The sequence below is a fragment of the Roseibium limicola genome, from assembly GCF_017313085.1.
Lineage (GTDB): Bacteria > Pseudomonadota > Alphaproteobacteria > Rhizobiales > Stappiaceae > Roseibium > Roseibium limicola.
In genome coordinates, this window is record NZ_JAFLNF010000010.1 from 67883 (window position 1) to 78132 (window position 10250).

10 protein-coding genes are annotated in these 10250 nt (G+C 58.5%); 6 read left to right on the forward strand and 4 right to left on the reverse strand.

Annotated features, from left to right (window positions below):
• Positions 1 to 252 precede the first annotated feature (252 nt).
• Complete coding sequence (locus tag J0X15_RS19025) at positions 253 to 1695, forward strand: mannose-1-phosphate guanylyltransferase/mannose-6-phosphate isomerase (RefSeq protein ID WP_206944333.1); 1443 nt, start codon at positions 253 to 255, stop codon at positions 1693 to 1695.
• 35 nt (positions 1696 to 1730) lie between these two features.
• Positions 1731 to 2378 carry a thermonuclease family protein gene (locus tag J0X15_RS19030; RefSeq protein ID WP_206944335.1) on the forward strand — a complete coding sequence of 216 codons (648 nt, stop codon included), beginning with the start codon at positions 1731 to 1733 and terminating at the stop codon, positions 2376 to 2378.
• A 1-nt stretch (position 2379) separates the two neighbouring features.
• Here J0X15_RS19030 and rfbA read toward each other — a convergent pair whose 3' ends face one another.
• The 3 genes from rfbA to J0X15_RS19045 form a co-directional block, all read right to left on the reverse strand.
• Positions 2380 to 3252: a glucose-1-phosphate thymidylyltransferase RfbA gene (rfbA, locus tag J0X15_RS19035; protein WP_206944344.1), complete on the reverse strand. Its 873-nt coding sequence runs from the start codon at positions 3250 to 3252 to the stop codon at positions 2380 to 2382.
• A gap of 204 nt (positions 3253 to 3456) precedes the next feature.
• Positions 3457 to 4854 (reverse strand): class II fumarate hydratase, encoded by a 1398-nt coding sequence (gene fumC / locus J0X15_RS19040; RefSeq protein WP_206944346.1) that lies wholly within the window; start codon positions 4852 to 4854, stop codon positions 3457 to 3459.
• Between the two features lie 206 nt (positions 4855 to 5060).
• Positions 5061 to 5753 carry a GntR family transcriptional regulator gene (locus tag J0X15_RS19045; RefSeq protein ID WP_206944348.1) on the reverse strand — a complete coding sequence of 231 codons (693 nt, stop codon included), beginning with the start codon at positions 5751 to 5753 and terminating at the stop codon, positions 5061 to 5063.
• A 205-nt stretch (positions 5754 to 5958) separates the two neighbouring features.
• Between J0X15_RS19045 and tcuA the strand changes: the two genes are divergently transcribed.
• The 3 genes from tcuA to J0X15_RS19060 are packed head-to-tail and all read left to right on the forward strand — an operon-like array spanning position 5959 to position 9300.
• Positions 5959 to 7350: an FAD-dependent tricarballylate dehydrogenase TcuA gene (gene tcuA / locus J0X15_RS19050; protein ID WP_206944350.1), complete on the forward strand. Its 1392-nt coding sequence runs from the start codon at positions 5959 to 5961 to the stop codon at positions 7348 to 7350.
• Positions 7343 to 8488, forward strand: coding sequence for a tricarballylate utilization 4Fe-4S protein TcuB (tcuB, locus tag J0X15_RS19055; protein ID WP_206944358.1), 1146 nt, complete (start codon positions 7343 to 7345; stop codon positions 8486 to 8488). The genes tcuA and tcuB overlap by 8 nt, the downstream gene beginning before the upstream one ends.
• Positions 8485 to 9300 (forward strand): sugar phosphate isomerase/epimerase family protein, encoded by an 816-nt coding sequence (locus J0X15_RS19060; protein ID WP_206944360.1) that lies wholly within the window; start codon positions 8485 to 8487, stop codon positions 9298 to 9300. Before tcuB ends, J0X15_RS19060 begins: the two co-directional genes overlap by 4 nt.
• 24 nt (positions 9301 to 9324) lie before the next feature.
• On the opposite strand, the gene J0X15_RS19065 is transcribed toward J0X15_RS19060, so the two are convergent.
• Entirely contained in the window at positions 9325 to 10053 is a 729-nt protein-coding gene (locus tag J0X15_RS19065) for a transporter substrate-binding domain-containing protein (protein WP_206944363.1), read from the reverse strand.
• Between J0X15_RS19065 and J0X15_RS19070 the strand changes: the two genes are divergently transcribed.
• Positions 10052 to 10250 (forward strand): hypothetical protein (locus J0X15_RS19070; protein WP_206944365.1); only part of this gene is annotated, 199 nt, incomplete at its 3' end. The two genes, J0X15_RS19065 and J0X15_RS19070, sit on opposite strands and share 2 nt — an antisense overlap.

A 10250-nucleotide genomic window follows, 5' to 3' on the forward strand; every position in this document is an offset into this window, starting at 1 on the left:
CCGAGATTCGCCATTCCTTCCTTCGGTCGGTCATGAGTGGTGTGGTTGTTGAGCCTGAAGTGTCATTCTATAGCCGCGCTTGCCATGCGACAGAAAGACTGGTGGTTCATTTACGGTTTTCCAAGGCTTGGCCGCTAAGTCTGGCAGGCATAAGACCATGGAAAAACTGCTTAGGTTGGGTGTCGGAATCATTTTGCCGCCCTCAGCAAACGCGTCAGAAGAAAGCCGCGCTTGCGGCTTGGAGAACTTTTAATGCTTTATCCTGTCATTTTGTGCGGTGGAGCCGGGACGCGCTTGTGGCCGTTGTCGCGCAAGTCCTATCCGAAGCAGTTCGTCCCGTTGGTTGGTGAGGAAACTCTTTTTCAGGCGTCGGCCAAACGATTGTCTACCAGTGCGTCGCTGACCTTCGCTCCACCGGTGGTGATCACCGGATCCGACTTTCGTTTTATCGTGACAGAACAGCTGGCCGCTGCCGGCATCGATCCCGGTGCCGTCTTGATCGAGCCGGAGGGCCGCAACACCGCACCTGCCGTACTGGCCGCAGCTCTCTATCTTCATGCCAAAGACCCGGATGCGACGCTTCTGGTGGCGCCTTCCGACCATGTGGTCCCGAATACCGAGGCCTTTCATAATGCGGTTTCCAAGGGGCTCTCGTCTGTCGATGCCGGAAAGCTGGTGACATTCGGCATCAAACCGACCCATGCCGAGACCGCCTACGGTTATCTGGAATTATCCGCGCAACCTGGAACCGAAGGCACGCCGATTGATCTGAAGCGCTTTGTCGAGAAGCCCGATGCCGCACGTGCCGACGAGATGGTGACAGCAGGAACTTTCCTCTGGAATGCGGGAATTTTCCTGTTCAAGGCCACTGATATCATTGCGGCTTTCAAAACCCACGCCGCAGATCTGATAGACCCGGTCGGTGCCGCAGTGACCGAGGCTCAAAGCGATCTGGGTTTTCTCAGATTGGCTGCTGATCCGTGGTCGCAGGCACAGGATATTTCCATCGATTATGCGGTGATGGAGCGAGCGTCAAACCTTGCGGTTGTGCCCTTCGCCGACGGTTGGTCGGATCTCGGTGGCTGGGATGCTGTCTGGCGCGAATCGACGCAAGACGAGAACGGTGTCGTCACCTCTGGAGAAGCGACGGCCATCGAGTGCTCGAACTCTCTCCTGCGTTCTGACAGCGACCGGTTGGAAATCGTTGGAATCGGGCTGAAGAACATCATGGCAATTGCCATGAATGATGCCGTTCTGGTCGCCGACATGTCACGCGCCCAGGACGTCAAGAAGGCGGTTGATGCGCTGAAGCGCAAGTCCTCTGTCCAGGCGACGAATTTTCCGAAGGACCACCGGCCCTGGGGCTGGTTTGAAAGCCTGGTCATGGGCCGGCGGTTTCAGGTCAAGCGAATTCATGTGCATCCGGGTGCTGCTTTGAGCCTGCAGAGCCATTTTCACCGGTCCGAGCACTGGATTGTGGTCGAAGGCACTGCCAAGGTGACAATTGACGGCGAAGAGCAGCTGGTGACGGAAAATCAGTCTGTCTACATTCCGCTGGGAGCCCGTCATCGCATGGAAAATCCGGGCAAGGTGCCGATGGTGCTGATCGAGGTTCAGACCGGCTCTTATGTCGGCGAGGATGATATCATCCGCTATGAGGATGTGTATGCACGCGGGCAGGGCGCCAAGGGCTGAGCGTTCGGACAGCTCTCGGGAACAGGAAGGGACTTGTGTCATTGTCTGCCTGGATGACCTTGCTGCTGCGCCATTTGAGCAGGGCGGCCCTGCTTGCACTGCTCGTGACGTCATCCAACGTCTCAGGCGCGCAGGGGCCTGAGACGGCTCGTCAACGCAATGTCGATGCGCCGCTTCGTTGGACGACCAAGCCAATGCGTGTCGACCGGGCGGAACAGGATCTGCCGCGTATTGAGGACCGGCGCAAGAGCGACCCTTTTCCCGATATTCTCTATGTCCCGCCGAGTGTTCGCACGCCGGACAGCGTGACGTTTCAGGTCGATGGAACGATCCACCGCCTGGCTTATCTGGCACCGGTGCCCTCACAGAAGGTTTGTGTCGAGGAAACTGGCCGAAAATGGGCATGTGGGCTGCGCGCACGGATGGCCCTGCGCACTCTGATCGCGGGCAAGCAGATTCGTTGCAAGTCGATTGCGGAAGGCGAGGACGCGTTCAAAATAGTCCACTGTGAACTTGCTGTCGGGCGCTCGCTCGCTGAAGAATTGCTGAAAGCTGGCGCTGCTGTGGGCTCAGGTGTTCTGGACGATGACCTCGGCGCCATGGAACGACAGGCGCGCACCAGCCGCTCGGGCATCTGGGCCGATTCCCAGTTCAGCAGAGATCATCCTGAAAGAAGCCGTTAGCTCATTCTGCGTCGGAAGCAACCTTGAGGAGGTACTGGCCATAGCCGTTCTTCTTCAGTTGCTCGCCCTGAGAAATCAGAAAGTCCTTTGAAATCCAGCCCTGTTGGAAGGCGATTTCCTCCGGCACGGCAATGCGGTGGCCCTGACGCTTTTCGATGGTCTGCACGAAAGAGGCGGATTCCACCAGACTGTCGTGGGTGCCGGTGTCGAACCAGGCAAAGCCTCGGCCAAGGCGTTCCACATGGAGGTCGCCCCGTGTCAGGTAATGCGCGTTCACGTCGGTGATTTCCAGCTCTCCGCGCGGGCTGGGTTTGATGTCCTTGGCGACGTCGACAACGTCCTTGTCGTAAAAGTAAAGTCCAGTGACAGCCCAGGGTGATTTCGGCTCTTGCGGCTTTTCCTCAATCGACGTCGCACGCCCTTGCTTGTCGAAGGCGACCACGCCAAACCGCTCAGGATCGCGCACTTCATAGCCGAAGACTGTCGCCCCCGTCGTGCGCTGTGCGGCGCGTTCCAGTTTCTCTGTCAGGCCATGGCCGTAAAAAATGTTATCGCCAAGCGCCAGCGCGCAGGAATCGCCGCCGATGAAGGCCTCTCCGATCAGGAATGCTTGCGCCAAGCCGTCCGGGCTTGGCTGGACGGCATAGCTGATGTTGATGCCCCAGCGGGAACCGTCTTCGAGCAGATTTTCAAAGGCGGAAGCGTCGTGCGGCGTCGTGATGATGAGGATGTCGCGGATGCCCGCCAGCATCAGCGCACTGATCGGGTAAAAGATCATCGGTTTGTCGTAAATCGGCAGCAGCTGCTTGGAGGTGCTGCGCGTGATCGGGTACAGCCGCGTGCCACTGCCGCCTGCGAGAATAATCCCCTTCATGAAATCCGCTCCGAATATCTTCTTAAACTCAATACAGGCGCAAAGACTTAGCCGCTTTCGGAGGCGGAACCAAGCTTTTCCACCTGTTTAGTCAACGGGGACTCGGGAAGATGCCGGGTGGTGCGGTGATGGATCTGAGGGAAAAGGGGGAAAGGCAAGAGTTCGCCCCCGGCCATGCGGTCGGGGGCTCTTGAGGGAGCGAGGTCAGTTGCTGGGCCCGATCATCAGGTCGGGGCGGACCAGCTTGTCGAACTCTTTTTCCGTCACATAGCCGAGAGCCAGCGCTTCCTGGCGCAGCGACGTGCCGTTCTTGTGCGCAGTCTTGGCGATCTCGGTGGCTTTGTCGTAGCCGATGGCCGGAGCCAGTGCCGTGACCAGCATCAGCGAACGCTCCATCAAGGCCTTGATGTTGTCCTCGTTGGCCGTGGTGCCGGAAACGCAGCGGTCGGCGAAGCTGACGCTGGCATCGGCCAGCAGCTTGATCGACTGCAGCATGGCATTGGCCATCACCGGCTTGTAGACATTCAGCTCGAAATGACCCTGGCTTCCGGCAAAGGAGATGGTTGCCTGGTTGCCATGTACCTGGGTGCAGACCATGGTCATGGCCTCACACTGGGTCGGATTGACCTTGCCGGGCATGATCGACGAGCCCGGTTCGTTCTCCGGCAGCGACAATTCGCCGAGCCCTGAGCGCGGGCCGGAACCGAGAAAGCGCATGTCGTTGGCGATCTTGAACAGGGAGGTCGCAACCGTGTTCAGTGCGCCGTGCGCGTAGACATAAGCATCATGGGCAGCCAGCGCTTCGAACTTGTTCGGTGCTGTGCGGAAGGGCAGGCCGGTGATCTCTGCGACTTCTGCTGCAAAGTCTGCGGCAAATCCGACCTTGGTGTTCAAGCCGGTGCCGACAGCCGTGCCACCCTGGGCCAGTTCATACAGCCCGTCGAGCGCCTGGATAACCCGGCGGATCCCCATCTCCAACTGCGCTGCATAGCCGGAGAATTCCTGGCCAAGCGTCAGTGGGGTTGCATCCTGGGTGTGGGTGCGGCCGATCTTGACGATGTCCGCCCACTCCGTCGCTTTTGCAGCCAGCGCCGCTTGCAGATGCGTCAGCGCCGGGATCAGGTTGCCGGTGATCTCACGGGCAGCTGAAATATGCATGGCTGTCGGAAACGTGTCGTTCGACGACTGGCTCATGTTGCAGTGATCATTGGGGTGGACCGGCGTTTTGGTACCAATCTCGCCGCCGAGGATCTCGATCGCCCGATTGGCGATGACCTCATTGGCATTCATGTTGGATTGGGTTCCTGAGCCGGTCTGCCAGACGACCAATGGAAAGTGATCGTCGAACTTGCCCGAAGAAACTTCGGCAGCCGCCTGAGCAATGGCCTCCGAAAGCTTCGGATCAAGCTTGCCTTGCGCTGTGTTCACATGGGCGGCGGCCTGTTTGATAATGCCAAGCGCATGGACCAGCGGTTTGGGCATGGTTTCGCCGCCGATGGGAAAGTTGATCAGGGAACGTGCTGTCTGAGCGCCGTAATATTTGTCGCTCGGAATATCGAGCGCACCGAAGGAGTCGGTCTCGGTTCGTACAGACTGGGACATGGTTTCCTCTTTGAAAGTGGAGTGGTTGACTGTCGCCTCTGCGTGCCTCACTGGGGAGTTGGCAGACTGGTCTGGCTAAGGCGCATGCCCGGGCTGAATGGCGCCAATCTGGCACAAGGCCTGGCAGGCGTCATCCGGCTGATTGTAAAATATATATAGGAAGCACTGCCCCGGCTTTCAGGGGGAGGGAGCAAGATCCTGTCCGCTCAGCTTTCAAACAGCATTTTCAACCGGGCTTCCATTGCCTGTGAAATGTGGAATCGCGCAGCGTCTTCGGCCGCCTGGGCATTGCGGTCTGCTATTGCCAGAGCGATGTTGCGATGTTCCTCGACCGCACGCTCTGCCCGACCGGGAACGGAAAACGTCGTGCTGGGCAGCAGCGCCAGCGAATCGTTCAGGTCTTCCAGCATCTTGATCAGATAGGTGTTATGCGCGGCAGCATAGATCATCTCATGAAAGCGGATGTTGGAACGCGCCCGTGTCTTCTCGTCGTTGTCTGCAGTCTCAAAGGCTTCCGTTGCCATTTTTAGCGAAGCCTGATCGACGGGGGAGGCGTTTTCTGCAGCAAACCGCGCCGCTGCACCTTCGAGCACCGAGCGCAGGGCGTAAAGCTCCATGATCTGGTTGCGGCTCAGGTCCGCCACGGTCCAGCCGCCACGGGTGCTTTCCACCAGACCACGGGCGTGCAGCCGGTTGAAGGCCTCGCGCACCGGTGTGCGGCTGACCTCCAGTTCGACGGCTGTCTCATCTTCGCGCATGCGGGCGCCGGGCTTCAGGTCGCCACTGCGCATCCGGTCCAGAAGTTGGCGGTAGACCTTGCTGCCGCGCGAGTTTTCGCCGCGTCCACGTTCGGAGGTCGGCAGTGTCATCTGGGCAGGGTCGGTCAAGGAGCGGCTCACGTGTCTGTCTGGTGGTTTGCAATCTTCTTAAGGCAAAGACGGCGTTGGCCATAGCCCGACTTCCGATGAAGCGCCGGAATTGGCGTTTAAAGCCGCCATTCAGCCTCAAAATCAATTTAGTATACTATTGTATCCTAATGCAAGATATGCGACACACGGCGACAGAGAGAAAGCCTCGAAATCCGGGGCGAGAGAGGAGTTACCCATGAAGGACGGGGAGATCCACGTCGATGTACTGGTCGTCGGCGGTGGCAATGCAGCCCTTTGCGCAGCAATCGCAGCCAAGCGCCTGGGGGCGGATGTTCTGATCGTGGAAAAAGCGCCGATGTTTTATCGTGGCGGCAACACGCGGCACACCCGAAACATGCGCTGCGCCCACGATGCAGCGACGGAAACCCTGACCGGCCCCTATTCGGAAGAAGAGTTCTGGGACGATCTTCTGCGGGTGACCGAAGGCAATACCGACGAAAAGCTGGCGAAGCACATGATCGCCAAGTCCAAGGACATGCTGACCTGGATCGCCGAACAGGGCGTTCGGTTCCAGCCGTCGCTTGGCGGAACGCTCAGCCTGGGCCGGACAAATTCCTTCTTCCTCGGCGGTGGCCGGGCAATGCTCAATGCGCTCTACAAGACGGCGGAGGAGCTGGGCATCAAGGTCATGTACGAAACGCCGGTGACGGACCTCGACATTGTTGACGGCCATTTCAAGTCGGCACTGGCACGTCATGAAGGCAAGCCTCTGCGCATTCATGCCAAGTCGTTGGTGGCAGCTGCAGGCGGGTTTGAGGCCAATATCGAATGGTTGAAGGAAGGTTGGGGCGACGTTGCCGAAAACTTCCTCATCCGCGGCACGCCTTACAATCGCGGTGATGTGCTGCGTCTGCTGCTCGACAAGGGCGTGGAGCCGATTGGCGATCCGACCCAGTGTCATGCCGTGGCAATTGATGCCCGGGCGCCGAAATTCGACGGCGGTATCATTACCCGGCTAGACTGCGTCGTCTTCGGCATCGTCGTCAACAAACTGGCCGAGCGGTTCTACGACGAGGGCGAGGACTTCTGGCCCAAGCGCTATGCCATCTGGGGCCGCCTTGTGGCTGCCCAGCCCGACCAGATTTCCTACATCATCTTCGATGCCAAATCGCTGAAAAGCTTCATGCCGTCGCTGTTTGCGCCGATCGAAGCAAATTCCATCGCAGAACTGGCGCAGAAGCTCGAGCTGCCGGTTGAGCAGCTGGAGGCGACCGTCGGTGGGTTCAATGAAGCAGTTCAGCCAGGCACGTTTGACCATACGGTCTTCGATGACTGCCACACCAAAGGTCTGGCCATCGAGAAGACCCATTGGGCGCGAAAGCTGGAAGACCCGCCGTATTATGCCTATCCGGTGCGTCCGGGCATCACGTTTACCTATCTTGGCACGCGTGTCGATGAAGACGCGCGCATGCTGCTGCAGGGCGGCGGCAAGGCCGACAACATGTATGCGGCCGGTGAAATCATGGCGGGCAATGTGCTCGGCAAGGGCTATGCCGCTGGTATCGGCATGACAATTGGATCCGTTTTTGGAAAACTCGCAGGAGAGGGGGCAGCCACCCATGTTTGAGCAAGATCCCCGGTTTTCGGACAACCTGTCCACCGACCACCTGAAGGAAGCCGCAAGGCTGATGACGGTGTGCAACTCCTGCCGTTATTGCGAAGGGCTTTGCGCTGTCTTTCCTGCCATGGAGCTGCGCCGCAGTTTCGAGGAAGGCGATCTGAATTATCTCGCCAACCTTTGTCACTCCTGTGGTGCCTGTTATCAGGATTGCCAGTTCTCGCCGCCGCATGAGTTCAACGTCAATGTGCCACAGACCCTGGCCAAGGTTCGGGCCGACAGCTATCAGTCTTACGCTTGGCCAAAGGCCTTTCAGCCGCTGTTCAATCGCAATGGCCTGGCCATCACGGTCATTGCGGCCCTCAGCGTTGCAGCCTTCATTCTCGGTTTCGCTCTCTGGCATGATCCGGAAGTGCTGTTCAAGGGCGGCAGTTTCTATCGTCTGATGCCACACAATGTCATGGCCGGGCTGTTTGGCGCTGTCTTCCTCTACATGATCATCGCGATGACCATGGGGGTCAGGGCGTACTGGAAGGATATCGGCGCGGCCAGTGTTTCAGCAGGGCAGATCCCCTCTCTCTGGCAGGCAATGAAAGATGCCGGTCAGCTGCGGTATCTCGATGGCGGCGGTGTGGGTTGCTATAATGAAGATGAAAAGCCGAGCGACAATCGCCGATTCTATCATCACCTGACATTCTACGGCTTCATGCTGTGCTTTGCCGCTACAACGACGGGCACCATCTACCACTATGCCTTTGGGTGGGAAGCGCCTTACGAGTTGTTCTCCCTGCCGAAGCTCTTCGGCATTCTGGGTGGTATCGGGTTGGTGATCGGGCCGGTTGGTCTTGCTCACGCCAAGGCAAAGCGTCACGACGATCTGAAGGATGCTGCAGCCAAAGGCATGGAAGCAGCCTTCCTCTTGATGCTCTTCACCACCGGCCTCAGCGGACTGTTGCTGATGGCTTTGCGGGAAACGCCGCTCATGGGGCTGACGCTGTCCCTGCACCTTGGCGTTGTCTTCGCGCTGTTCCTGACCATGCCCTACGGCAAGTTCGTTCACGGTATCTACCGCTTTGGCGCACTGGTCCTGTATGCCGCTGAACGCAAGGTTCACCGGGCGGCGCAACCGGCAAGGAAAACAGCATGACATCCATCGGCGCGACGTTCGGCATCAACACCTATTCCTTCACCCAGACAATGCGGGCCTCGGAGTGCCTGCATTACCTCGCCGATCAGGGAGTTCGGGAAGTCGAGCAGATGCTTTTCCCCGGTCATCTCTGGGTCAGTGATGAGGGGGCGGAACTGGCAGCCGTTCGTCGTGCCCTGGATGACACAGGCATCCGCCTGACCAGCGTCAACACATCAAATGTGGAATTGAACATCACGGCGGCCAGCGCTGAAATGCGCGAGGTCAGCCTTGGCCTGAACGAGCGTTTTATCGAGATGGCAGCTGTTCTCGGCGCTCCGGCCTTGATCCTTGGGCCGGGCAAGGCCAATCCGTTGTTCCCGTTGTCACGTGAGGTGCTTGAAGGACATTTTTTCTCGTCTCTGGACCGACTAATGGCTGTCGCTCTGGATCACGGAATCGAGATTTACCTCGAAAACATGCCGTTTGCCTTTGTGCCCGATGCCAAGGGCATGATGGACCTTCTGGCCCGTTACGGCGAAGACAGGCTGAAGATCTGCTACGACGTCACCAACGGCTGGTTCATCGGAGAAGACCCGGTGGAAGGATTGCGGACAGTCGCACCGCGCCTCGGGTTGATGCATTTGTCCGACACCACGCGGGCAACCTACAAGCACGATCCCATCGGTGCGGGCGACATGGACTTCTCGGCCTTTCCACAGGTGCTGTCCGAATGTGGTTATCAGAAGAGCTGCGTTCTGGAGGTGATTTCCAGAACGCCCAATGTGGATTTTCCCGCGTCGGTCGACCAGCTCAAACACCTCGGCTACTAAAGGCCCGGAGGCCGCTGCTAGACCTTACAACGGGGCGAGGGACAGCCCGACGACCTTGTGGTTGTCGATAAAGCTCTGGATCTCGCCCGACTGTTTCAGGTCGAGAACCGTCTGCTCCAGCCAATTCGCGGCAACGGCATTCTTCTTCGGGGTGCCGACGGCCTGTTGAACGGTCGTGAACGAGCCGTCAAGAAGCCGCCCGCCCGGAAAACGCTTGAGATCGTTTTGCAGACCGGTGCGCAGTCCTGAGAGCGCGTCCAAACCTTCGCTTTCGAAGGTCAGAAAGGGATCTTCCGAGGGATCGATCAGCACCAACTCGGCATTCTTGATATTCCGCTTGAGCCACAGGCCATAGGCCGAACGGTCCTTCACCGCGATGCGCGTTCCGGTGCTGTCGACGTCTGCTGCTGTCTGGAAGGGCGAGCCTCCAGGCACCAGATAGGTCGCTTCGATCTCGCAATAGGCCTTGGTGAAGAGGATCGTTTCTGCCCGTTCAGGCTCTGCCCCGATGTTGGCAATGTCCCACTCGTCCTTCTCCGCGCCATCGGCGACAGCGCCGGGCGACGGGTAAGGGACGTAGATGACAGGCATGCCCAGACGGTCGGCAATCGCCTTGCCGACATCGGGAGACACACCAAACGGAGTTCCATTTTCCTGGGTGCCACTGATCAGAAGCTTGTTGGCCATGTTGAGTCCGACCCGAAGAGCGCCTTTGGAGGCGAGTGTCGTTTGGATTTTCAGGTGTTCTGTCATGGTGTTCCCTCTGTTTGTTGGAGTGTTTCAGAAGCCAGAAGGTTTGAAAAGCAAAAGCCCGGCAATTTGCCGGGCTCAGACTGCTGACAAACCCGTCGATTTCCGGCGGGTTTGTTTTTTAAGCTTTTGCTTTGTGGCGATTGTCCGCGTTTATGGGTTTGTTTTTTGCGGGCTTGCCTGTGTCACGCGGGGGCTTG